The organism is Pseudomonas sp. C9, assembly GCF_002000165.1.
Lineage (GTDB): Bacteria > Pseudomonadota > Gammaproteobacteria > Pseudomonadales > Pseudomonadaceae > Aquipseudomonas.
This window is the reverse complement of record NZ_MPAK01000001.1, coordinates 3,130,804-3,156,191: the sequence shown is the minus strand read 5'-3', so window position 1 is coordinate 3,156,191 and position 25,388 is coordinate 3,130,804. Positions and strand designations below refer to the sequence as shown.

18 protein-coding genes and 1 tRNA gene are annotated in these 25,388 nt (G+C 58.4%); 16 read left to right on the top strand and 3 right to left on the bottom strand.

What is annotated here, in order from left to right:
- The first annotated feature begins 281 nt into the window (after positions 1–281).
- The 4 genes from BMS17_RS14695 (at position 282) to BMS17_RS14680 (ending at position 6,532) form a co-directional block, all read left to right on the top strand.
- Positions 282–2,204, top strand: a complete 1,923-nt coding sequence (locus BMS17_RS14695; RefSeq protein WP_046029985.1) for a PrkA family serine protein kinase — start codon at positions 282–284, stop codon at positions 2,202–2,204.
- A gap of 204 nt (positions 2,205–2,408) precedes the next feature.
- Positions 2,409–3,680 (top strand): YeaH/YhbH family protein, encoded by a 1,272-nt coding sequence (locus BMS17_RS14690; protein ID WP_046029982.1) that lies wholly within the window; start codon positions 2,409–2,411, stop codon positions 3,678–3,680.
- Positions 3,677–5,239, top strand: a complete 1,563-nt coding sequence (locus BMS17_RS14685; protein WP_046029980.1) for a SpoVR family protein — start codon at positions 3,677–3,679, stop codon at positions 5,237–5,239. The genes BMS17_RS14690 and BMS17_RS14685 overlap by 4 nt, the downstream gene beginning before the upstream one ends.
- 63 nt (positions 5,240–5,302) lie before the next feature.
- A complete protein-coding gene (locus tag BMS17_RS14680; protein WP_046029978.1) occupies positions 5,303–6,532 on the top strand; it encodes a multifunctional CCA addition/repair protein in 1,230 nt (409 codons plus the stop codon).
- Positions 6,533–6,614: 82 nt separating this feature from the next.
- Here BMS17_RS14680 and folK read toward each other — a convergent pair whose 3' ends face one another.
- Positions 6,615–7,133, bottom strand: a complete 519-nt coding sequence (folK, locus tag BMS17_RS14675) for a 2-amino-4-hydroxy-6-hydroxymethyldihydropteridine diphosphokinase (protein ID WP_077431165.1) — start codon at positions 7,131–7,133, stop codon at positions 6,615–6,617.
- A complete protein-coding gene (gene folB, locus BMS17_RS14670) occupies positions 7,124–7,480 on the bottom strand; it encodes a dihydroneopterin aldolase (RefSeq protein ID WP_077431164.1) in 357 nt (118 codons plus the stop codon). The genes folK and folB overlap by 10 nt, the downstream gene beginning before the upstream one ends.
- 74 nt (positions 7,481–7,554) lie before the next feature.
- Here folB and plsY point away from each other — a divergent pair, with 74 nt between their 5' ends.
- Positions 7,555–8,124, top strand: a complete 570-nt coding sequence (plsY, locus tag BMS17_RS14665) for a glycerol-3-phosphate 1-O-acyltransferase PlsY (protein WP_046029970.1) — start codon at positions 7,555–7,557, stop codon at positions 8,122–8,124.
- A 23-nt stretch (positions 8,125–8,147) separates the two neighbouring features.
- Here plsY and tsaD read toward each other — a convergent pair whose 3' ends face one another.
- On the bottom strand, positions 8,148–9,173 hold the full coding sequence (tsaD, locus tag BMS17_RS14660; RefSeq protein ID WP_027926719.1) for a tRNA (adenosine(37)-N6)-threonylcarbamoyltransferase complex transferase subunit TsaD: 1,026 nt from the start codon (positions 9,171–9,173) through the stop codon (positions 8,148–8,150).
- A gap of 199 nt (positions 9,174–9,372) precedes the next feature.
- Here tsaD and rpsU point away from each other — a divergent pair, with 199 nt between their 5' ends.
- From rpsU to pqqF, 11 genes are all read left to right on the top strand, one after another.
- Positions 9,373–9,588, top strand: a complete 216-nt coding sequence (gene rpsU / locus BMS17_RS14655) for a 30S ribosomal protein S21 (protein ID WP_002551877.1) — start codon at positions 9,373–9,375, stop codon at positions 9,586–9,588.
- Between the two features lie 482 nt (positions 9,589–10,070).
- The gene (gene dnaG / locus BMS17_RS14650; protein WP_046029966.1) at positions 10,071–12,050 is read left to right on the top strand and encodes a DNA primase; all 1,980 of its coding nucleotides are present in this window, start codon (positions 10,071–10,073) and stop codon (positions 12,048–12,050) included.
- Positions 12,051–12,117: 67 nt separating this feature from the next.
- Positions 12,118–13,965: an RNA polymerase sigma factor RpoD gene (gene rpoD, locus BMS17_RS14645; RefSeq protein ID WP_046029963.1), complete on the top strand. Its 1,848-nt coding sequence runs from the start codon at positions 12,118–12,120 to the stop codon at positions 13,963–13,965.
- A 122-nt stretch (positions 13,966–14,087) separates the two neighbouring features.
- Positions 14,088–17,834: a bifunctional diguanylate cyclase/phosphodiesterase gene (locus BMS17_RS14640; RefSeq protein WP_046029961.1), complete on the top strand. Its 3,747-nt coding sequence runs from the start codon at positions 14,088–14,090 to the stop codon at positions 17,832–17,834.
- Between the two features lie 15 nt (positions 17,835–17,849).
- Positions 17,850–17,926: transfer RNA gene (locus BMS17_RS14635), tRNA-Ile, on the top strand.
- Between the two features lie 403 nt (positions 17,927–18,329).
- Entirely contained in the window at positions 18,330–18,620 is a 291-nt protein-coding gene (locus tag BMS17_RS14630) for a DUF3077 domain-containing protein (RefSeq protein ID WP_077431163.1), read from the top strand.
- A 185-nt stretch (positions 18,621–18,805) separates the two neighbouring features.
- Positions 18,806–19,474 carry a hypothetical protein gene (locus BMS17_RS14625; protein ID WP_046029957.1) on the top strand — a complete coding sequence of 223 codons (669 nt, stop codon included), beginning with the start codon at positions 18,806–18,808 and terminating at the stop codon, positions 19,472–19,474.
- 174 nt (positions 19,475–19,648) lie between these two features.
- Positions 19,649–20,110: an Lrp/AsnC family transcriptional regulator gene (locus tag BMS17_RS14620; protein ID WP_046029956.1), complete on the top strand. Its 462-nt coding sequence runs from the start codon at positions 19,649–19,651 to the stop codon at positions 20,108–20,110.
- A gap of 231 nt (positions 20,111–20,341) precedes the next feature.
- Positions 20,342–22,024 (top strand): NAD(P)/FAD-dependent oxidoreductase, encoded by a 1,683-nt coding sequence (locus BMS17_RS14615; protein ID WP_046029954.1) that lies wholly within the window; start codon positions 20,342–20,344, stop codon positions 22,022–22,024.
- Between the two features lie 12 nt (positions 22,025–22,036).
- Positions 22,037–22,831 carry a carbon-nitrogen hydrolase family protein gene (locus BMS17_RS14610; protein ID WP_046029952.1) on the top strand — a complete coding sequence of 265 codons (795 nt, stop codon included), beginning with the start codon at positions 22,037–22,039 and terminating at the stop codon, positions 22,829–22,831.
- 48 nt (positions 22,832–22,879) lie between these two features.
- Entirely contained in the window at positions 22,880–25,306 is a 2,427-nt protein-coding gene (gene pqqF, locus BMS17_RS14605; protein WP_077431162.1) for a pyrroloquinoline quinone biosynthesis protein PqqF, read from the top strand.
- Positions 25,307–25,388 lie beyond the last annotated feature (82 nt).

Genomic DNA, 25,388 nt, shown 5'->3' with positions numbered 1-25,388 from the left:
GAGCCCCCGTCCCCCGCGGGCTCGCGCGATGGCAGACGAACGGTCTGGCATAACTTATTACGTATCTCGCCTTTACCTCCCGAATTCCCAACTATCCTTAAGCGCAGGCCATCCAAAACAGGGGAGAGCCGGTACACCGGCGCGCGGGTCATCGGGAGTAGCTTTCGGCGTAGTCAGCACCGAAAGAGTTCTGGGGGGTAAACAGCAACCGCCTGTTCGGCTGCTGCCAGCATCGACTGAGTGATCCGGCGTCGGCTCCACGTATCGAGCGAGGTGACGTCATGAGTATCTTTAGCCACTTCCAACAACGCTTCGAGTCCACACGCCAGGAAGAACTCTCACTGCAAGAGTATCTTGAGCTGTGCAAAAAGGACCGCAGCGCCTACGTTTCCGCCGCCGAGCGTCTGCTGCTGGCCATCGGAGAACCGGAGCTGCTCGACACCTCGACCAACTCGAGACTGTCGCGAATCTTTTCCAACAAAGTGATCCGTCGCTATCCGGCCTTTGAAGACTTCCACGGGATGGAAGAATGCATCGACCAGATCGTGTCGTATTTCCGTCATGCCGCTCAGGGCCTGGAAGAAAAGAAACAGATCCTCTACTTGCTTGGCCCCGTCGGTGGCGGTAAGTCATCCCTGGCCGAGAAGCTGAAACAACTGATCGAAAAAGTGCCCTTCTACGCAATCAAGGGCTCACCGGTATTCGAGTCGCCACTGGGTCTGTTCAACGCCACCGAAGATGGCGCGATCCTCGAAGAAGACTTCGGCATCCCGCGGCGCTACCTCAACACCATCATGTCGCCATGGGCCACCAAGCGCCTGGCCGAATTCGGCGGCGACATCAGCCAGTTCCGGGTGGTGAAACTCTATCCGTCGATCCTCAATCAGATCGCCGTGGCCAAGACCGAGCCGGGTGACGAGAACAACCAGGACATCTCGGCCCTGGTGGGCAAGGTCGATATCCGCAAACTGGAAGAATACCCACAGAACGACGCCGATGCTTACAGCTACTCGGGCGCCCTGTGCCGCGCCAACCAGGGGCTGATGGAATTCGTCGAAATGTTCAAGGCGCCGATCAAGGTGCTGCACCCATTGCTGACCGCCACCCAGGAAGGTAACTACAACAGTACCGAAGGCCTCGGCGCGATCCCGTTTACCGGGATCCTGCTGGCCCACTCCAACGAATCGGAATGGCACACCTTCCGCAACAACAAGAACAACGAAGCGTTTATCGACCGGATCTACATCGTCAAAGTGCCGTACTGCCTGCGGGTCAGCGACGAAGTGAAGATCTACGACAAGCTGCTGTTCAATAGTTCGCTGGCCAAGGCCCATTGCGCGCCCGACACCTTGAAGATGCTTGCCCAGTTCACCGTGCTCTCGCGCCTCAAGGAGCCGGAAAACTCGAACATCTACTCCAAGATGCGCGTGTACGACGGTGAAAACCTCAAGGACACCGATCCGAAGGCCAAGTCGATCCAGGAATACCGCGACAACGCCGGTGTCGACGAAGGCATGAACGGCCTTTCGACCCGCTTCGCGTTCAAGATCCTGTCGAAGGTCTTCAACTTCGATCCGCACGAAATCGCCGCCAACCCGGTGCATTTGCTGTACGTGCTGGAACAACAGATCGAACAGGAACAGTTCCAGGCTGAAACCCGCGAGCGCTACCTGCGCTTCCTCAAGGAGTACCTGGCACCGCGTTACATCGAGTTCATCGGCAAGGAAATCCAGACCGCTTACCTCGAATCGTACAGCGAGTACGGCCAGAACATCTTCGATCGCTACGTGCTGTACGCCGACTTCTGGATCCAGGACCAGGAATACCGCGACCCGGAAACCGGCGAAATCCTCAATCGTGTCGCCCTGAACGAAGAGTTGGAGAAAATCGAGAAACCGGCCGGCATCAGCAATCCGAAGGATTTCCGCAACGAAATCGTCAACTTCGTGCTGCGCGCCCGGGCCAACAACAACGGCAAGAACCCGACCTGGCTCAGCTACGAAAAACTGCGGGTGGTCATCGAGAAGAAAATGTTCTCCAACACCGAGGACCTCCTGCCGGTCATCAGCTTCAACGCCAAGGCCAGCAAAGAGGACCAGCAGAAGCACAACGACTTCGTCACACGGATGGTCGAGCGCGGTTACACCGACAAACAGGTCCGACTGCTGTCCGAGTGGTACCTGCGGGTCAGAAAATCACAATAACCCGCTGCCGGTCAGACCGGTTGTCGTCAGCCAGAGGCCTGTGCATGCATTTTCTGTTACACAAGCCTCTGGAAGGTGTTCGAAAGTCGGTAGCGAGTTCAAGCAGCATCCACAGCGCTTGGGGGAGCGTCGCATATCCCTTGGCCCTCGGTTCGATGCTGCACCACCGCTCGCCCCTTTCAGGACAGCTTCTAAGGAGCAGTCATGAGCTATGTGATCGACCGACGTCTCAATGGCAAGAACAAGAGCACGGTGAACCGTCAGCGGTTTCTGCGGCGTTACCGTGACCACATCAAAAAGGCTGTCGAAGAGGCGGTCAGCCGGCGGTCCATTACCGACATGGAACACGGCGAACAGATCAGCATTCCCGGTCGGGACATCGACGAACCGGTGCTTCATCACGGTCGCGGCGGCAAACAAACCGTCGTACATCCAGGCAACAAGGAGTTCACCAGCGGCGAGCACATCGCCCGCCCACCCGGAGGTGGCGGCGGCAGAGGCCCCGGCAAGGCTGGCAACTCGGGTGAAGGGATGGACGAATTCGTCTTCCAGATCACCCAGGAAGAATTCCTCGAGTTCATGTTCGAAGACCTCGAATTGCCGAATCTGGTCAAACGCAACCTGACCGGCACCGACACGTTCAAAACGGTGCGTGCAGGCATCAGCAACGAAGGCAACCCGTCGCGCATCAACATCATCCGCACCCTGCGTTCGGCCCACGCACGGCGCATTGCCCTGTCCGGCAGCAGCCGGGCGAAACTGCGTGAAGCCAAAGAAGAACTTCTGCGCCTGAAGCTGGAAGAACCGGACAACTTCGGCGATATCCAGAAAATCGAAGAAGAAATCGAAAAACTCAGTGCGCGCATTCATCGCATCCCGTTCCTCGATACGTTCGACCTCAAGTACAACCTGCTCATCAAGCAGCCCAATCCCAGCTCCAAAGCGGTGATGTTCTGCCTGATGGACGTCTCCGGCTCCATGACGCAGGCGACCAAGGACATCGCCAAGCGCTTCTTTATCCTGCTGTACCTGTTTCTCAAGCGTAACTACGACAAGATCGACGTCGTGTTCATCCGCCACCACACCAGTGCCCGCGAAGTGGATGAAGAAGAGTTCTTCTACTCGCGCGAAACCGGCGGCACCATCGTGTCCAGTGCCTTGAAACTGATGCAGGAGATCATGGCCGAGCGTTATCCGAGCAACGAGTGGAACATTTATGCCGCCCAGGCTTCGGACGGCGACAACTGGAATGACGATTCGCCGATCTGCCGTGACATTCTGATCAACCAGATAATGCCGTTCGTGCAGTACTACACTTACGTTGAGATCACCCCGCGCGAACATCAGGCCCTGTGGTTCGAGTACGAGCGCATAGCCGAAGCCTTTTCTGACACTTTCGCCCAGCAGCAACTGGTCTCGGCCGGGGATATCTACCCGGTCTTCCGTGAACTCTTCCAGCGCAGGTTAGTGACATGACCGCCAAAGAGCAGAAGCGCCAACCCATTTCCACCGGCTCCGAATGGACGTTCGAGCTGATCCAGGCCTACGACCGCGAAATCAGTCGCCTGGCAGCTCGCTATGCACTCGATACGTACCCCAACCAGATCGAAGTCATCACCGCCGAGCAGATGATGGACGCCTACGCCTCTGTCGGTATGCCACTGGGGTATCACCATTGGTCCTACGGCAAACACTTCCTCAGCACGGAAAAGTCCTACAGTCGCGGGCAGATGGGACTGGCCTACGAGATCGTGATCAACTCAGACCCTTGCATCGCTTACCTGATGGAAGAAAACACCATCTGCATGCAGGCGCTCGTCGTGGCACATGCCTGCTATGGGCATAACAGCTTTTTCAAAGGCAATTACCTTTTCCGCACCTGGACCGACGCCAGCTCGATCATTGATTACCTGGTGTTTGCCAAGCAGTACATCATGCAGTGCGAGGAGCGCCACGGCATCGACGCGGTGGAGGACTTGCTGGACTCCTGCCACGCACTGATGAACTACGGTGTCGACCGCTACAAACGCCCCTACCCGATTTCCGCTGAAGAAGAACGGCGCCGGCAAAAGGATCGGGAAGAGCATTTGCAGAAACAGATCAATGATTTGTGGCGCACGATTCCAAAAGGCGCAGACAAGTACAGCGACAAGGACAATGCACGCTTCCCCGCCGAACCTCAGGAAAATATCCTGTACTTCATCGAAAAACACGCACCGCTACTGGAGCCTTGGCAGCGGGAAATCGTGCGGATCGTGCGCAAGATCGCTCAGTATTTTTACCCTCAGCGCCAGACCCAGGTGATGAACGAAGGCTGGGCCACGTTCTGGCACTACACGTTGATGAACGACCTGTACGACGAAGGCCTGGTCACCGACGGCTTCATGATGGAGTTCCTGACATCCCACACCAGCGTTGTGTTTCAACCCGGCTTTGACAGCCCTTACTACAGCGGAATCAACCCTTACACCCTCGGGTTTGCCATGTACCGGGACATCCGGCGGATGTGCGAGGAACCCACCGATGAAGATCGCCACTGGTTCCCGGAAATTGCCGGCACCGACTGGCTGTCAACCATCAAGTTCGCCATGAGCAGCTTCAAGGATGAGAGTTTTATCCTTCAGTACCTGTCACCGAAAGTGATCCGCGACCTGAAACTGTTCAGCATTCTCGATGACGATCAAAAGGACGACCTGCTCGTACCAGCGATTCACGATGAAGAAGGCTACCGCATCATCCGTGAAACCCTGGCGGCGCAGTACAACCTGGGCAATCGCGAACCCAACGTGCAGATTTACAGCATTGACCGGCGCGGCGACCGCTCCCTGACCCTGCGTCACCAGCAACACGACCGCAAACCGCTGGGCGAGTCCACCGAGGAAGTGCTCAAGCACCTGCACCGCCTGTGGGGTTTTGATATCCACCTGGAAACCTTGCAAGGCGATCAGGTGATGAAAACCCATCACGTTCCACCCAGAAACGAGCATAGCGAAGGGGATTACGGCCGGCTGGACTTGGCCGTCATTCATCTTTGAGCGGGTTTGAGCCTCCGAAAGTTCGACGCAACGGTTATTCTGTCGAGCTAACGGAGGTTTTTTATGCAGATTTATAAAGTCGGCGGTGCCGTACGTGATCGCCTGCTCGGCAAACCTGTCACCGATATCGACTGGGTCGTGGTGGGCGCCACCACTGAAGAGATGCTCGCCAAGGGATTTCGCCCGGTCGGGGCGGATTTCCCGGTATTTCTTCACCCTAAAAGCGGTGAGGAATATGCCCTTGCCCGTACCGAACGCAAGAGTGGACGCGGATATGGCGGTTTCACCTTTCACGCCAGTCCCGAAGTCACCCTCGAAGAAGACCTGATCCGTCGCGACCTGACGATTAACGCCATGGCCGAGGACGATCAGCAAAACCTGACCGACCCCTACCATGGCCAGCGCGATCTGGAAGCCCGCCTTCTTCGTCACGTTTCCCCCGCGTTCGCCGAAGATCCGCTCCGTGTCCTGCGCGTCGCCCGCTTTGCAGCACGCTATGCGCCGCTAGGTTTCAACGTCGCGCCCGAGACCATGGAGTTGATGCGCCAGCTCAGCGAATCGGGCGAACTGGAAGCGCTGACCGCCGAACGCAGCTGGAAAGAAATTTCCCGCGCATTGATGGAAGATCAGCCGCAAGTGTTCATCGAAGTGCTGCGCGGGTGCGGCGCTCTCAAGGTGCTGATGCCTGAAGTTGACGCGTTGTTTGGCGTCCCCCAGCCCGAGGCTCATCACCCGGAAATCGACACCGGGGTGCATACGCTGAGCGTGCTCGAGCAAGCGGCGCATCACAAACAACCGCTGACCGTGCGCTGGGCCTGCCTGCTGCATGACCTGGGCAAAGGACTGACACCCGAAGAAGACTGGCCCCGGCACATTGCCCATGAACACAGGGGTTTGAAGCTGATCAAAGCGGTCAACGAACGGTTCAAGGCACCGAGAGATTGCCAGGAACTGGCACTGCTGGTGGGCGAATATCATACCCATGGTCATCGCGCCCTGGAGCTGAAGCCTTCGACGCTGCTGGATTTGCTACAGAGTTTTGACGTCTACCGACGACCTCAGCGGTTCGAAGAATTTATCCACGCGTGCGAGATGGATGCACGCGGACGCAAAGGTCTGGAACAGAGAACTTATCCACAGGCGGATTATTTGCGCGGTGCGGCGACGGCAGCCAGAAGCGTGGCGGTCCAGCCGCTGCTGGAGAAGGGCTTCAAAGGGCCTGAGTTGGGTGAAGCGATCAAGCGTGAACGACTGAAGGCGCTGAAGGCCTACAAAGAAGCGGCGTCTGTCTGAAAGCTATCGCGGGCAAGCCCGCTCCCACAGGTACGATGCAACCCTTGTGGGAGCGGGCTTGCCCGCGATGATGTCAGTCAAATCACAGCAAATTCGAAGGTGTTAGCTGCTCGCCACGCCACTCAAACGCAACCGGCGCCAACACTTGATCAATCTGCGCCTCGCCCCACAAGGTCGCAAAGCTCTTTCCTACACCCGGATGCACGCGATCAGGCGCAATCAGCGATAACGGCCACAGCACGAAAGCGTTCTTCAAAATTTCGGCTCGCGGCAGGATCAAACCATCAAAATTACCCACCAGATCACCGAACAGCAGGACGTCGATATCCAGCGGCAATCCCTTGCGGTCCGGTGCGTAGCGACCGTTGTCCGCCTCGATGAATTTCAATCGACGGTCGAGCTCCATCAGCGGCAGATCGGTGTAAGCCGACACCACGAAATTGAAGAACGGCCCGCTCTTGATGCCCACTGGCTGACTTTCGAACACCGCCGAACAGCGGATATCCACCAGAAACTCCGCAAGGGCATCCAGACCTGCCTGCAAATGGGTTTCACGCTCGATATTGCTACCGAGCCCGAGGTACACCTGAGTCAGCGACATCCGCGCTCGATCTCCACGCCCACACCACCGGTGGCCGCCGGGACAGCGCCAGGCTTGGTCAGCTTGAGGCGCATCCAGGTGATCTTGAATTCGTTCATCAGCACTTCAACCAGACGCTCGGCAAAAGTCTCGACCAGTTGGTATTGCGCCTGCTCGGCAAACGCCTGGATGCGCGACGACACACTGGCGTAATCGAGCGCCAGGGTCAGGTCGTCACCGGCGGCGGCCGGGCGATTGTCCCAGGCGAAGCTCAGATCAAGACGCAGGCACTGTCGGATGCCTCGCTCCCAGTCGTAGGCACCGATCACGGTGTCGACTTCCAGGCCCTCGATAAACACTCTGTCCAAGCACTTTTCTCCGCTGCACGACAAGGGCGCAATGCGCCGTTAGAATCAGGGCGTCCTCGCCCGGAATAGTTAGCATGTTTTGGTTATTGGCGATCCTCGCCTACCTGCTCGGCTCGCTGTCCTTCGCCATTTTGCTCAGCCGCCTGACCGGGAGTCCCGATCCGCGAATGAGTGGCTCAGGCAATGCCGGCGCCACCAACATGTTGCGCCTGGCCGGCAAGAAACTCGCCGTCCTGACCCTGCTCGGCGACCTCTGCAAAGGCTTGCTGCCCGTGCTGATCGCCGCTCTTGCCGGTCTTTCGCTGCAAGAACAAGCCTGGATCGGCATCTGCGCCGTCATCGGCCATCTGTTTCCAGTGTACTTTCGCTTTCGCGGTGGCAAAGGTGTCGCCACCGCGGCCGGCATGTTACTGGGGCTATACCCGCCCGCCGCGTTGCTGGCGGTCTGCGCCTGGCTGCTGACATTCTACCTGACCCGCACCAGCTCACTCGCCGCCCTGATCGCCACACCCCTGACGCTGCCGCTGCTTGCCTGGCAAGAACCGGCGGCGTTGCTGCCCATGAGCGTGCTCACCGGGCTGATTGTCTGGCGTCATCGCGGCAATCTACGCGACCTGTTTGCCGGGCGCGAACGGCATTTTTAAATACCGGACGTGAGCGCGGCTCATCAAAGCGCCGACAATTGCTCCATCGGCCAACGCGCCTGCACGCTGATCGCCAAAGATTCATGCTGGCCGGCCTGCAAGCGCTGGCAACCGGCAAACGCGATCATCGCGCCATTGTCGGTGCAGAACTCCGGGCGGGCATAAAACACATCACCCTTCATGTCGCCGAGCATTTTCTCCAGCGAGGTGCGCAGGGCCTTGTTGGCGCTGACGCCCCCGGCAATCACCAGGCGCTTCATGCCCGCTTGCTTCAGGGCTCGCTTGCACTTGATGGTCAAAGTCTCCACCACGGCCTGCTGGAACGCCAGAGAGATGTCGCAACGGGCTTGCTCGCTGTCGTCCCCGGCGCTGACGCTTTGCTGCCAGGTGTTCAGGGCGAAGGTTTTCAAGCCACTGAAACTGAATGCCAGGCCCGGGCGGTCGCACATCGGACGCGGAAACGTGAATCGCCCCGCAACGCCTTGCTCGGCCAGGCGCGCGATTTCCGGGCCGCCCGGATAATTGAGCCCCATCATCTTCGCGGTCTTGTCAAAAGCCTCACCGGCGGCATCATCCAGCGTCTCGCCCAAAAGCGTGTACTGACCGATCCCGTCGACCTGAACCAACTGCGTATGACCACCGGACACCAACAAAGCGACGAACGGGAATTCGGGCGGTTGCGTCTCCAGCATAGGCGCCAGCAAGTGGCCTTCCATGTGGTGCACACCCAAGGCCGGAATACCCCAGGCAAAAGCCAGCGCCTGAGCGCAGGAAGCCCCCACCAACAAGGCCCCAACCAGGCCAGGACCCGCGGTGTAAGCGATCGCGTCGATCTCGGTCGGCACACAGTCAGCTTCGGCCAACACCTGACGAATCAAGGGCAGCATCCGTTTCACGTGATCGCGCGAGGCCAGCTCCGGCACCACACCACCATAGGCGCGGTGCAAGTCGATCTGACTGAACAGTGCGTCGGCCAACAGCCCGCGTTCACTGTCATATAATGCGACGCCGGTTTCGTCGCAGGAGGTTTCTAATCCCAGTACTAGCATGGGTTTGCGCCTTGTTTAGGCTGAATTCGAAGGCGCGCATAATAGTCGCCGCGTGATGCCCCGACCAGCGGTTTTCGATCAGAGGCTTTGCATTCCGAGCGATGAGGAGTTAACATCCGCAACCCTTAAAAACCGACGTCTTCAAGTGCTCTTTTGCCGCGAGGATGTTGACCCCGGTAATGAATGAAGGTAGCTCTGGATGCCAGCCGTCAAAGTAAAAGAGAACGAACCCTTCGACGTAGCTCTGCGTCGTTTCAAGCGCTCCTGCGAAAAAGCCGGTGTACTGGCTGAAGTTCGTAGCCGCGAATTTTACGAGAAGCCAACTTCCGAGCGTAAGCGCAAAGCAGCAGCCGCTGTTAAGCGTCACGCGAAGAAAGTTCAGCGCGAACAGCGCCGCGCCGTTCGTCTGTACTAATACACAGACGATCGTAGCAAGCTTCTGCCAAGCCCGGCTCTCAGCCGGGCTAATGGCATTTGCGTAAAACGCTTGATGCTTCACTGTCGAAGCCGCAGACGCGACCAAGACAAACCTGCTTTACAGCGTCAGACCTGGCTCTTTTGCCAGCGGTGCACGTCTTTTCTGACGAGCCTTCCAAGGCTACTGACGAGCACACCCACTGATTCCTCTCACGACGATCAGCCCAAGGCACCTGCTTGCGTGCCCGCTTATTGAGCTATCCGAGGCCATCGACAGGCCGCAGCGGATTCAGCGCAACACTTTCAAACAGTCGATTACTGATTGGTATTAACGTCAGTGGATTTTCGGCAGATACACTCCCCGATAGCGATTACGCAGACGACACCGGTCGAGCCGCACTTTTTGCGCGCCTCAAACAACGACCCGCGTTCGGCCGCCCTTCGTTATGGGTCCATTTCAGCGCAGATGACGAGAACGCCATGGCCGGGCTAATTCCCCAGAGCTTCATTGACGACCTTCTGAACCGCACCGACATCGTCGATGTGGTCAGCTCGCGCCTGCAATTGAAAAAGGCCGGCAAGAACCACACTGCTTGCTGCCCGTTCCACAAAGAGAAAACCCCGTCTTTCAGCGTCAGCCCCGACAAACAGTTCTATTACTGCTTCGGCTGCGGTGCTGGCGGTAACGCCCTCGGCTTCATCATGGACCACGACAACCTGGATTTCGTCCAGGCCGTCGAAGAACTGGCCAAAGCCGCCGGCATGGAAATCCCCCGTGAAGAAAGCGGTCGGGCGCACAAACCGCGGCAACCAACCGATTCGCCGCTGTATCCGCTGCTCACCGCTGCCGCCGACTTTTACCGTCAGGCGCTGAAAAGCCATCCGTCACGCAAAGCCGCGGTGGATTACTTGAAGGGCCGCGGACTGACCGGCGAGATTGCCCGCGACTTCGGCCTCGGCTTTGCCCCGCCGGGCTGGGACAACCTGTTCAAGCACTTGAGCAGCGATACCCTGCAACAAAAAGCCATGGTCGACGCCGGACTGCTGATCGAGAACGCCGAAACCGGCAAACGCTATGACCGCTTCCGCGATCGCGTGATGTTCCCGATTCGCGACAGCCGTGGGCGCATCATCGCTTTCGGCGGCAGGGTACTGGGCGACGACAAACCGAAATACCTGAACTCACCGGAAACACCGGTCTTCCATAAAGGCCAGGAACTCTACGGTCTTTATGAAGCACGCAAAAACAACCGCAACCTCGACGAAATCATCGTCGTCGAAGGCTATATGGACGTCATCGCCCTCGCCCAGCAAGGCCTGCGCAATGCCGTCGCGACCCTGGGCACTGCCACCAGCGAAGAGCACTTGAAGCGTCTGTTTCGCGTCGTGCCCAACGTGCTGTTCTGTTTCGACGGCGATCAGGCTGGCCGTAATGCCGCCTGGCGAGCACTGGAAGCGACACTGCCCTGCCTGCAAGACGGGCGGCGCGCACGCTTTCTGTTCCTGCCGGAAGGCGAAGACCCGGATACATTGGTTCGCTCCGAAGGTACGGATGCCTTCCGTGCGCGAATCAACCAGCACGCCCAGCCACTGGCGGATTATTTCTTCCAGCAGTTGACCGAGGAGTCGGACCCGCGCTCGCTGGAAGGAAAGGCCCACATGGCCACCCTCGCCGCGCCGCTGATCGACAAGGTACCGGGTGCCAACCTGCGCATCCTGATGCGCCAGCGTCTGAGCGAAATCACCGGGCTTAGCGGTGAAGCCGTCAGCCAACTGGCGCAAAGCGCCCCGCAGGAAGCGCCACCGGCATACGATCCAGGCATCGATTACGACGCCATGCCCGATTACAGCGACTACCATCAGCCGCAGTCACAAGAGATGTACGTGCCGCAGCAGGAGTGGACGCCGAAAAAACCCGGCGCTGGCGGCAAGAAGTGGGACAAGAAACCCTGGGACAAAAATGGCAAACGCGGTGGCGATCGTGATCAACCGAGCGCCCCGCGCACTCCAATTGCCGTGGAAGCCCCAACGCTGATCGCACTTCGAACCCTCATTCATCATCCAGACTTGGCCGGCCGGGTAGAAACCGCCGACCATTTCGCCAATGAGAGCAATACCTACGCACAGCTGCTGGTCGCACTGATCGAAGCGGTGCAAAAAAATCCTAAGCTAAACTCAATTCAGCTTATGGCCCGCTGGCACGGGACTGAGCAGGGGCGTTTGCTCAAGGCATTGGCGGAAAAGGAATGGCTGATTGCAGGTGACAACCTTGAACAACAGTTTTTAGACACCATTACTAGGCTATCAGCCGCTCAACACACGGATAGCCTGGAAGTACTAATCAGGAAAGCAAGGCAGCCAGGATTGACCGCGGAGGAAGCAAATCAGATAGCAAATCAGATGCGCGACCTATTAAAACGCAATATGGCTGTATCAAACCCGACCTCAACTGGCGCGTGAGGTCATAGCTCAGGTATAATCCTCGGCTTGTTTTTTGCCCGCCAAGACCTTCAGTGGATAGGGTGTTATGTCCGGAAAAGCGCAACAGCAGTCTCGTATCAAAGAGTTGATCACACTTGGTCGTGAGCAGGGTTACCTGACTTACGCGGAGGTCAACGACCACCTGCCGGAGGATATTTCAGATCCGGAACAGGTGGAAGACATCATCCGCATGATCAATGACATGGGGATCAACGTATTCGAGGTTGCGCCAGATAAGGATTCCCTTATGCTGGCCGACGCCGATACCGACGAAGCCGCGGCCGAAGAGGCAGCAGCAGCGTTGGCAGCGGTCGAGACCGACATTGGTCGCACCACCGACCCAGTGCGCATGTACATGCGTGAAATGGGTACGGTAGAGCTCCTCACACGTGAAGGCGAAATCGAAATCGCCAAACGTATTGAAGAGGGCATCCGCGAAGTGATGGGCGCAATTGCGCACTTCCCTGGCACGGTTGACCATATTCTCTCCGAATACACTCGCGTCACCACCGAAGGTGGCCGCCTGTCCGACGTCCTGAGCGGTTATATCGACCCGGACGACGGCATCGCACCGCCTGCTGCAGAAGTGCCACCGCCGATCGATCCGAAAGCCGCTCCCGCTGCCGACGACACCGACGACGATGACGCCGAAGCAACGGATGACGAAGAAGAAGCCGAAAGCGGCCCGGATCCGATCATCGCTGCACAGCGTTTTGGCGCTGTCTCCGATCAGATGGAAATCACCCGCAAGGCGCTGAAAAAGCACGGTCGTGGCAATAAGCTGGCAATCGCCGAGCTGTTGGCCCTGGCTGAGCTGTTCATGCCGATCAAACTGGTTCCGAAGCAATTCGAAGGCCTGGTCGAGCGTGTTCGCAGTGCCCTGGATCGTCTGCGTCAGCAAGAGCGCGCGATCATGCAACTTTGCGTTCGTGATGCCCGCATGCCGCGTGCCGACTTCCTGCGCCAGTTCCCGGGCAATGAAGTTGACGAAAGCTGGACCGATGCACTGGCCAAAGGCAAGAGCAAATACGCTGAAGCCATTGGTCGCCTGCAACCGGACATCATTCGTTGCCAGCAGAAGCTGACCGCGCTGGAAACCGAAACCGGTTTGACGATCGCCGAGATCAAGGACATCAACCGTCGCATGTCGATCGGTGAGGCCAAGGCCCGCCGCGCGAAGAAAGAGATGGTCGAAGCGAACTTGCGTCTGGTGATCTCCATCGCCAAGAAGTACACCAACCGTGGCCTGCAATTCCTCGATCTGATCCAGGAAGGCAACATCGGCTTGATGAAAGCGGTAGACAAGTTCGAATACCGCCGCGGCTACAAATTCTCGACTTATGCCACCTGGTGGATCCGTCAGGCGATCACTCGCTCGATCGCCGACCAGGCCCGCACCATCCGTATTCCGGTGCACATGATCGAGACGATCAACAAGCTCAACCGTATTTCCCGTCAGATGTTGCAGGAAATGGGTCGCGAACCGACTCCGGAAGAGCTGGGCGAACGCATGGAAATGCCTGAGGACAAGATCCGCAAGGTATTGAAGATCGCTAAAGAGCCGATCTCCATGGAAACCCCGATCGGTGATGACGAAGACTCCCATCTGGGTGACTTCATCGAAGACTCGACCATGCAGTCGCCAATCGATGTCGCCACTGTTGAGAGCCTTAAAGAAGCGACTCGCGAAGTGCTGTCCGGCCTCACTGCACGTGAAGCCAAGGTTCTACGCATGCGCTTCGGTATCGACATGAATACCGACCACACCCTTGAGGAAGTTGGTAAGCAGTTCGACGTGACCCGTGAACGGATTCGTCAGATCGAAGCCAAGGCACTGCGCAAGCTGCGCCACCCGACGAGAAGCGAGCATTTGCGCTCCTTCCTCGACGAGTAACAACAGAACCCCCGGCCCAGGCCGGGGGTTTTGCTTTATGCAGATTAAATCCCCCGCACATCCCCCCCACCGCTTAGCCCGTCTACACTCGAAACATTCCCCCGAGCCATAACGAGACCGTTATGCCCAGACTGCCGACCGTGCTTTTTTTGCTGTCGCTGATGACCTGGACCGCAACGGCTGGCGCGCTGACTCTGACCGACGACGAACGTAGCTGGCTGGCCGCACACCCGGATTTACGCCTGGGTGTGGACGCTTCATGGCCACCGTTTGAGTTCCGCGACGAACAGGGCCGCTATCAAGGCCTGGCGGCGGACTACATCAACGTGATCCGCCAACGGCTGGCCATCAAGCTCACGCCCATCGAGCCGGTCAGTTGGACGGTCGTGCTGGAACAGGCCAAGCAAGGCAAGCTAGATGTGTTACCGGGCATCATGTCGACCCCGGAACGCCAGTCATACCTGTCGTTTACGCGCCCCTACCTCGATTTTCCGATTGTCATCCTGGCCCATGTCGGCGGTGCCCAACCGCACAAGCTCGAAGACCTGTACGGGCTAAAGATTGCCGTAGTAGAAAACTATGCGCCGCATGAACTGCTGCGCACCCACCACCCAGACCTGAATCTGGTGCCGATGTCCAATGTGAGTTCGGCCTTGCAGGCGCTGGCCACCGATGAAGTAGACGCCGTGGTGGGCGACCTCGCTTCCAGTGTCTGGAGCCTTCGTCAGCTCAAGCTCGAAGGGTTATATGTCAGCGGCGAAACCCCGTATCGCTATCAACTGGCAATGGCCGTGCCCCCCAACAACAAGGTGCTGGTCGGCATTCTGGATAAAGTGCTGGCGGACATGAGCCCGAGTGAAATCAGCGCCATTCAGGAACGCTGGGTGGGCAATGTCCTGGATCACCGAAGCTTTTGGTCGGATCTGTTGGCTTACGGCCTGCCGGGGCTGCTGTTTCTGATGGTCATGCTGGCCGTGGTCATTCGGATCAACCGTCGACTGAGCTCTGAAATTGCACGCCGGGTCGACCTCGAACAGGAACTGCGCAGCAGCGAGTACCACTATCGCGGGCTGGTCGAGAGTCTGTCGGCCATCGCCTGGGAAGCACGGATCAGCGATTACACCTACAGCTACGTGTCGCCACACGCTGAAGACCTGCTGGGATATCCCCTGTCCCATTGGCTGATTCCGGGGTTCTGGCGCAATATCATCCACCCTGCGGACCTGACACGGGCTCAAACCTACTGCGATCACGAAGTGCTGGCCGGGCGCGATCACAGCGTTGATTACCGGGTCATCACCGCCGATGGCCGCTGCCTGTGGGTGCGCGACATCGTCAGCCTGATCGAGCACGGCCATGAGCCGGTGTTGCGCGGGTTGATGATCGACATCAGTGATGCCAAGCGCACTGAAGAGGCGCTAAGCCTTTCCGAGCAAAAATTCGCCTCGGTATTCCAGCAGTGCCCGGACATCCTGGTGATCGCGCGGCTTAGTGACGGTTGTCTGCTAGAGGTCAACAAAGCGTTCGAAGAACAGATTGGTCTCAAGGCCGAAGAGGTCATAGGCCAGACCGCCACCGACCTGAACATCTGGGGCATACCCGGTGTGGGTCCCGGCCTGCTGCAACGTCTGCAGGCCGGCAGTATCCGCAACCTGGAAATGCCCTTTCGTCGCAGTAATGGCCACGTGTTTACCGGCCTGATTTCCGCCGAACCCTTTGATCTCGATACCACTCCCGCCCTCGTAGTGGTGGTGCGTGACATCAGCCAGCTAAAAGAAACCCAGCAACAACTGCAAACCTCCGAAGAGAAATTCGCCAAGGCCTTTCATGCTTCCCCAGACGGTTTGTTGCTGTCGCGCCAGAGCGACGGGTTACTGCTGGAGGTCAATGAAGGATTCAGCCGCATTACCGGTTTCAACAGCGCAATGTCCGTGGACCGGTCGGCCCTGGACCTGGGGATATGGGTCAACCTCAACGAACGCAAGCAAATGCTCGACCTGCTGCACCGCGATGGCTTCGTCCGCGACTTCAGCTGCCACATCCGCCGCAGCGACGGGCAGATCCGCCTCTGCGAGGTATCGAGCCGTCCGCTGCCGATCGGCGATGAAGATTGCATGCTGACCATTGCCCGGGATATTACCGAGCGGCACCTCATGCAGGAAAAGCTGCAACAGGCCGCCACCGTATTCGAAAGCACAGCCGAAGGTGTGTTGATCACCGACACCCAACAGCACATCAGCGCGGTCAACCGTGCCTTTACCGAGATTACCGGCTACAGCGAGAGCGAAGCACTGGGCCACACCCCTCGCCTGCTCGCTTCGGGCCTCCACGACAGCGCATTCTATGCCGCGATGTGGCATCAGTTGACAGCCGAAGGTCATTGGCAAGGCGAGATTTCCAACCGCCGCAAGAACGGCGAACTCTATCCGAGCTGGCTGACCATCAGCGCTGTGCGCAACCGGGAAAAATTCATCACCCACTTTGTGGCGGTATTTGCCGATATTTCCAGCCTCAAACACGCCCAGGCCAAACTCGACTACCAGGCGCATCACGACCCATTGACCGGCCTGCCAAACCGCACGCTGTTCGAAAGCCGACTACAAACCGCACTCAACTCGCAGAAGGAAAACGGCGGCCAGGGCGCAGTGCTGTTCCTCGACCTGGACCGCTTCAAGCACATCAACGACAGCCTCGGCCACCCCGTCGGCGACCTGCTGCTCAAAGGCATCGCCGTGCGCCTCAAAGAGCAGTTGCGCGATATCGATACCGTTGCGCGCCTTGGCGGTGACGAATTCATCATTCTGCTACCGGGCCTTCAGCAATCCAGCGATGCCGACAATATTGCGACCAAGCTGCTCAACTGTTTCTCCGCGCCCTTCCAGGCCGGGGAGCATGAGTTTTTCATCAGCGCCAGTATTGGCACCAGCCTGTACCCCAACGACGGCTGGGACGTCGCCACGCTGGTCAAAAACGCCGACGCGGCGATGTACCGCTCCAAGGCCAAGGGGCGTAACCGGGTTGAAAGCTACACCCGCGACCTCACCGCACAGGCCAGCGAACGCGTGGCGCTGGAACATGAGCTGCGGCGCGCCATCGAGCGCAACGAACTGTTCCTGCATTACCAACCGAAAATCAGCCTCGCCGACCATCGACTGGTCGGCGCCGAAGCGCTGATTCGCTGGCATCACCCGACCTTCGGCACCGTGCCGCCGGAACACTTCATTCCCCTGGCCGAAGAAAACGGCATGATTCTGCAAATCGGCGACTGGGTACTCGAGACGGCTTGCCGGCAGATGCAAGAGTGGAATCAGGTGTATGAATGCCTCGGCCCGCTCTCGGTCAACCTCGCAGGCGCCCAACTGCGCCAACCGAACCTGTTGGGGCGGATCGAACAACTGCTCAAGGACAGCCATCTCGCGCCGGGTTTTCTGCAACTGGAGATTACCGAAAACTTCATCATGAGCCAGGCCGAAGAAGCGCTGGCGGTGCTGCACCAACTCAAACAACTGGGTGTTCAGTTGGCCATCGATGACTTCGGTACGGGCTATTCGTCGCTGAGCTACCTCAAGCGCTTGCCGCTGGATATTCTCAAGATCGATCAGTCGTTCGTCCGCGGCCTGCCTGACGATCCGCACGATGCGGCGATCGTTCGCGCGATCATCGCGCTGGGCCGCAGCATGCAATTTACCGTCATTGCCGAAGGCGTCGAGACCGTGGCCCAACAGGAATTCCTCACTGCCGAAGGCTGTGAACAGATCCAGGGCTACATCGTCAGCCTGCCGCTGCCCCCCGACGAATTTGCCGCGACGTTTCTTCGTATAGCCGTATCCGATTTTTCGGATAGCACAGCCGAGAAACCGTCGCTATAATCCGCGACCTACTGAGGGCCTATAGCTCAGTTGGTTAGAGCAGAGGACTCATAATCCTTTGGTCCACGGTTCAAGTCCGTGTGGGCCCACCAAACAAAAAAGCCGCGCTAATGCGCGGCTTTTTCGTATGCGACGAGCTGGTTTTCTTTAAGTTGTATGTCGCAGCTATCAGATGACGCCCGCCAAGGTTGTAGGCAACATCTGATTATCTTGTGATGGGCACTTTGCTGCCTTGTTGCGCTTTTGTTCGACGGGATACTCTCCGGACGTCACTGCCAATGCAGTGATCGGGCTTGGAAACCCGTCGAATCAAAACGTAACAGCGCCCCTGATTACGATTGCAGCAGCTTATCTGCAACCTGAGTTATGGCGGCTGTGCGCGGGACGTCTTAGGGCGTGCCGGTTCCTTGATTCCCGGTTTTCCAACCTGCGCACAGCTGCCACCCATTCGCTTGGAAACGAAATTGGCATCTCCTCAAATCAAGGAAGTTGACCATGAACAACCAATCAGAACTAAAAACCATTGGCTTCACTCCGTTCATATACTGCTCGGATCAGGCGTTATTCAACGTCAGGCCCGGTGTCCCCATCGTCGAAGCATTGGCACAGGCCTCCAATCTGCTGTTCCTCGCCAAGGCATTTGCCGAGGATGCCGCCTACACAAAGGACACCGACCACCACGCTTGGGCCGCGCATTATCTGACGGCGATGAGCAAGGCGTTGATTGATGATGTGGTGAAAGTGCTGACACCGCGACCTGCGCGGACCGCGACGGAATCCGAGTAACAGCACTCAACAGGATTATGCCCCGAGTATTCGAGACCTTCAGCTCATCGTCACGAGTGTCGTGACGCATTCGCCGATACGCGACCTGGCACTCACTACTGGCCAATCACTATCAACGTTGTGTATGTTCGCGCCTCATCGTCGAAGGGCACGTTCGACTCAATCGAGACAAAAGGAATTTGCGGATGAAGAAAGCCATTTTTACCAGCCTGTTCACAGCACTGATTGTTGCAGGCAGCCCTGCGATTGCCCAAGCGAAAGCCAGCGTTGCCGATGTTTTTAATGGAAAAATGTTGGGCACTAATCTGCGTCACTTCGAATCGGTTGCCGGCGTCGCACGTGAGAGTTCGGGCGATCATCACTCTTATGAGGTTCAAGGTTGCCAAATTACGGCGACTGCCGGTGGCGGCACAATAAGTGAACTGCGCATGGAGCTTTCGCCGACCTGCCAAGCCGACTTGAAATCCTTCATCGGTGAATCGTTCGCACCGGCCGCCAACAAGCCCCTGACCTTCGGAAACTTTCAACAAGCGGCTGGGGACCTGAATTTCTACGCGGACTGCCTGACCATGTGCGGCAACGCTGCCGATCCGTCGGTTTTTGCGCTATGGGACGGCCCGCGAGCTGTGGACTTCCGTCAGGTGTTGCTGGAAGTTGTGCTGGTCAGCGATCAAGCGCTGAAAGCCTCTAACCAGTGGCAGGCCAGCATGACCAAGGTCAAGGGCGAAGATTTTGTCACCGATACTCGTTTTAACTGTGAGAGAGATTTCGACGCGCAGGCGCAGCAAAGCTTCCAGGCTGTGCAGGTTACCGCGATTACCATCGGCTCCGAACTGCCGACTCCTGGCTGCTGAGCGGCCAAACAGAAAAGCCGCGCTAATGCGCGGCTTTTTCACGCCCGTGATTCAGCCGTCACTTGGGCAATGTCTAGCAATCACATAGCCCCAGTTCGAATATCGACCACAAGCGCCCCGCCGAACGAGTCTGTAACATGCTCAGCCATTGAACCGTGCCACTGGAGCCACCCCTTGCCTGACATCCGCCCGCCCGTGCTTGATGAAATCGACCGCCAATTGATCGCAGCCTTGCAGATCAACGCCCGCGAGAGCGTGGCCATGCTGGCCCGGCAATTGGGCATCGCGCGCACGACCGTCACGTCGCGACTGGCGCGCCTGGAAAAGGCCAAAGTCATCACCGGTTATGGCGTGCGCCTCGGTCAGCGCGTGGTCGATGGCGGATTGCAGGCGTATGTCGGGATTACCGTGCAACCGCGCTCTGGCAAGGAAGTGCTGCGCCGGCTCAGTGCGATGGCTCAGGTTCAGCAGTTGTGTGCGGTAAGTGGCGAATTTGATTATGTGGCGTGGTTGCGTACCGACTCGCCAGAGCAGCTGGATCAGTTGCTGGATCAGATCGGCAGTGTGGATGGGGTGGAGAAGACGACGACTTCGATCATTCTGAGCAGCAAGATTGATCGGGGGCAGCCGGTTTGACATTCCAATTCAGGTTTCGTAGGTGCCTGAGCTGACGCCATCGCGAGCACGCTCGCGCCTACAGGGGATCGAATTGTCACTTTGATTCAACGTCACGTCATATTGACCATTAAAATGGCAAATCGACGACATATTGCGTCTTATTAACGTGTTCTACGCTCACTAGAATGGCTGCCATCTTTTCCTATACTCAGACGCGCATCCCGCGTCGGGTCGCCAGCAAGGTCAGCCATGAACAAGAACAATCGCCATCCTGCAGACGGTAAAAAACCAGTCACCATTTTCGGCCCGGACTTTCCTTTCGCCTTCGACGACTGGATCGAACACCCGGCGGGTCTGGGCAGCATTCCTGCGCACAACCACGGTGCCGAAGTAGCGATTGTCGGTGCTGGTATCGCCGGCTTGGTGGCGGCTTACGAATTGATGAAACTGGGCCTCAAACCCGTCGTCTACGAAGCCTCGAAAATGGGCGGGCGCCTGCGTTCCCAAGCGTTCAATGGCGCTGAAGGCATCATCGCCGAGCTCGGTGGCATGCGTTTTCCGGTCTCGTCCACCGCGTTCTATCACTACGTCGACAAGCTCGGTCTTGAGACCAAACCCTTCCCGAACCCGCTGACACCCGCGTCGGGCAGCACCGTGATCGATCTGGAAGGCAAAACCCATTACGCACAAAAACTGGCAGATCTTCCTGCACTGTTCCAGGAAGTAGCTGACGCCTGGGCCGACGCCCTGGAAGCCGGCTCGCAGTTCTCCGATATCCAGCAAGCGATCCGCGACCGCGACGTGCCACGCCTCAAGGAACTGTGGAACACCCTCGTCCCGCTGTGGGACGACCGCACTTTCTACGACTTCGTCGCCACCTCCAAAGCGTTCGCCAAGCTGTCGTTCCATCACCGCGAAGTGTTCGGCCAGGTCGGTTTCGGCACCGGCGGCTGGGACTCGGATTTCCCCAACTCGATGCTGGAAATCTTCCGCGTGGTGATGACCAACTGCGACGATCATCAGCACTTGGTGGTCGGTGGTGTGGAACAGGTGCCACAGGGTATCTGGCGCCATGTGCCGGAACGTTGCGTGCACTGGCCTGAAGGCACCAGCCTCAGCTCCCTGCACAACGGAGCACCGCGTACCGGCGTGAAGAAGATTGCCCATGCACCGGGTGGCCGTTTCGCCGTCACCGACAACTGGGGTGATACCCGCGAATACGCCGCAGTGCTGACCACTTGCCAGAGCTGGCTGCTGACCACCCAGATCGAATGCGACGAAAGCCTGTTCTCGCAAAAAATGTGGATGGCGCTGGATCGCACGCGCTACATGCAATCGTCGAAGACGTTCGTGATGGTCGACCGCCCGTTCTGGAAGGACAAGGACCCGGAAACCGGCCGCGACTTGATGAGCATGACGCTCACCGATCGCCTGACCCGTGGCACCTACCTGTTCGATAACGGCGACGATAAGCCGGGGGTGATTTGCCTGTCGTACTCGTGGATGAGCGACGCACTGAAAATGTTGCCGCAGCCGGTGGAAAAACGCGTGAAGCTGGCGCTGGACGCGTTGAAAAAGATCTACCCGAAAGTCGACATCGCCGCGCGCATCATCGGCGATCCGATCACCGTATCCTGGGAAGCCGACCCGCATTTCCTCGGGGCCTTCAAAGGCGCCCTGCCCGGCCACTATCGCTATAACCAGCGCATGTACGCGCATTTCATGCAAGACGAGATGCCAGCCGAGCAACGCGGGATTTTCATCGCTGGCGACGACGTTTCGTGGACGCCGGCCTGGGTTGAAGGCGCGGTGCAGACCTCACTCAACGCGGTGTGGGGCATCATGAAACACTTCGGCGGTGAAACTCACGCCGAGAACCCGGGTCCAGGTGATGTGTTCAACGAGATCGGACCGATCGCCCTGCCCGAGTAAGAGGAATCCGAAATGCGCGTAGCCCTTTACCAATGTCCACCGCTGCCCCTGGACGTCGCCGGCAATCTGCAACGTCTGCAGCAATTGGCCCAGGAAGCGAAAGGCGCCGATTTGCTGGTAGTGCCGGAGATGTTCCTGACCGGCTACAACATCGGCGTCGACGCCGTCAGCGTCCTCGCGGAGGTGCACAACGGTGAATCGGCGCAACACATTGCGCGCATTGCCAAGTCTGCCGGGATCGCCATTTTATATGGCTACCCGGAGCGCACCGAAGACGGGCAGATCTACAACGCCGTGCAGTTGATCGACGCCCAGGGCGAGCGGTTGTGCAACTACCGCAAGACTCACTTGTTCGGCGACCTCGATCACTCGATGTTCAGTGCTGGCGAAGATGACTTTCCAGTGATTGAGCTCAATGGCTGGAAGCTGGGCTTCCTGATTTGCTACGACATGGAGTTTCCGGAAAACGCTCGACGCCTGGCGCTGGCCGGTGCCGAGCTGATCCTGGTGCCGACGGCAAACATGATTCCCTTCGACTTCGTCGCCGACGTCACCGTCCGCGCCCGTGCTTTCGAAAACCAGTGCTATGTGGCCTACGCCAATTACTGCGGCCATGAAGGCGACATCCACTACTGCGGCCAGAGCAGCATCGCCGCGCCGGATGGCAGCCGCATCGCCCAGGCTGGCCTCGATGAAGCGCTGATCGTCGGCGAGCTGGATCGGCAGTTGATGACCGACTCTCGCGCCGCCAATCGCTACTTGCTGGACCGCCGTCCCGAGCTTTACGGCGACCTTAACAAGCGCTGAGCCCCTGTAATCCGCTAGCATTAGCGCTTCTCTGTTCTGGAAGTGCTCATGCCTGCGCTGAATCACCCTCGCCCCCACACTGAAACCCTGGCCAACGGCTTGCGGGTGACGCTGCGTCATGCCCCGAATTTGAAGCGCTGCGCGGCGGCACTCCGGGTTGCGGCGGGCAGTCACGATGTGCCGCTGGCCTGGCCCGGCCTGGCGCATTTTCTGGAGCATTTGCTGTTTCTGGGGACTGAGCGCTTTCCTGCGGGCCAAGGGCTGATGGCCTATGTGCAACGTCACGGCGGGCAGGTCAACGCACGAACCAGCGAACGCACGACCGACTTCTTTTTCGAACTGCCGCCTCAGGCATTTCTCGGCGGGCTGGAGCGTCTGTCAGACATGCTCGCCCATCCACGTATGAATCCGGAGGATCAGTTGCGCGAGCGCGAAGTGTTGCAAGCCGAGTTTGTCGCCTGGTCACAGGACGCGGCGGCGCAACGGCAATTGACGCTGCTCGATGGGTTGACGTCGACCCATCCCTTGCGCGGTTTCCATGCCGGAAATCGCGATAGCCTGCCGGTGGAGCTCCCTGAGTTTCAGCAGGCCTTGAAGGATTTTCATCAACGGTTTTATCAGACCGGGCAACTGACACTGAGCCTCGCCGGGCCGCAGAGTCTCGATGAATTACGCGAGATAGCTCAGCGTTTTGGCGCCGAGATTCCCGTCGGGGACAAGGTCGCACAACAAACGCCCGGCGCGCTGATGAACGCATCGCAGAACACTTATCAACAGGCTGGCGAGCGTCGCCTGGATCTTCTGTTCGCGTTCGAAGCATTGCCCGACTCATCGCGTGAAGCGCTGGCCTTTCTGTGTCACTGGCTGAATGCCGCGAAACCTGGCGGTCTGATGTCGACGCTGCAAGAACAGGGGCTGGCGGACAGCCTGAAAGCCGCGCCGCTGTATCAGTTCGCGGGGCAAGCGTTGCTGCACATTGAACTCGCTACGGCGCAATCGGCGAGCGTAATTCGGCAGAAGCTTCTCGACTGGCTGGGCTTTTTTGCCGCCCATCAAGACTGGGCCGGCTTGCGCGAAGAATACGCCGCCTTGCTGCAACGCCAGCAGCAAGTCGGCGCTGCCTTGCCATTGGCCCAACGGGACAGCGAGCAGCTCGAAACCGGGCTGTCCGAGCAGGGGGTTGCAGCGCTTAAAGACCTCCTGAAAAAAATCGGCGCTGTGGATAACTTCAGCGGCGCCTGGCAATTGCCGACGCCAAATCCGTTTTTGCGCGACGAAGCACCCACCGCCAATGCCGGGTTGATTCGCGGTCAGACCAGCAAACACCGAGGCCTGCGCACGTTTGCCCAGGACCGTTCGCGCAGTCGTCGTGAAAACTCGCCGATGCAATTCAGTCAGGCCTTGGCGGACAACAGCGATGAAGGGGCGATATTTCTGCGCTGGCGCCTCGATTTCAAACCGCTGCCCAGCCTTCAATCGAGCCTGGAAAATCGCCTGCAGCCATTACGCGAGGATGCGCGTCAGGCCGGCGTCGACTTTTCCTTCACTGCATCGGGCAATGAATGGCTGCTGAAAATGACCGGACTCCAGGAGCCGATGCCGACTGTCCTTGAACACGCGCTGAAAGTGCTGACCGAACCTGAGGTCGTTGCCCCACAAGAACAACCGGCAAGCGCTGCGCTGATACCGATTCGGCAGTTGCTGAAGGCGCTGCCCGACGAGTGTCTTGAGCGCACCGCCGACTCAGACGACCTCCAGCAACTCTGGTCGAGCGCGCGCTGGGACGGCCTGGCGGTTGGCCTGTCCACCCAGACACAAGCCGCGATGGGCCTGGCCTTGAGCCGTATTCCCGGCACCGCGGACAATCAACTGACACCGCCGCCCTCGATCAGCGCCCGGCATCTGTGGACGACCGTCGATACCGGCGCCAGCGAACACGCGTTGCTGCTCTTCTGTCCGACACCGACTCAGGACATCGCCGACGAAGCCGCCTGGCGCTTGCTCGCGCATCTGGCTCAGACACCGTTCTACCAGCGCCTGCGGGTGGAGTTGCAACTCGGCTATGCGGTGTTCAGCGCCCTGCGACAGATTCATGGGCAAACCGGGATCCTGTTCGGCGTGCAATCGCCCAGCGTTGCGCCAGTGGACGTGCTGGAACATATCCAGGCGTTTCTGAACGGCTTCACTTCGATGATTCAAAGCCTCGACGACGCCACTTTCATCGCTCAGCGCCAGGCCTTGGCCGATCAGTTTGATAGCGCCGCACTGCCCACCGTCCAGGCAGCGGAACTACTCTGGCAGAGTAAATTAGCCGGCCATTCGTCGGATTATCTGAAGCAACTGGCCCAGGCCATTTTGACGATTGACCACCGTTCATTGCTGGCTGCGGCACAGCGGCTGAATCAGGCGCAGGGTGGCTGGCGCGCCCTGGCCAGCGCGCCTTGCCCGAACCCGCTTTGGCAAGCGACAAAATGATCATTACCAAGGCTGCAATTAGCTTTCTCACACATTGGCAGCCAATTACTTTGAAATTTTAAGTAACATAGCTACCTAACTA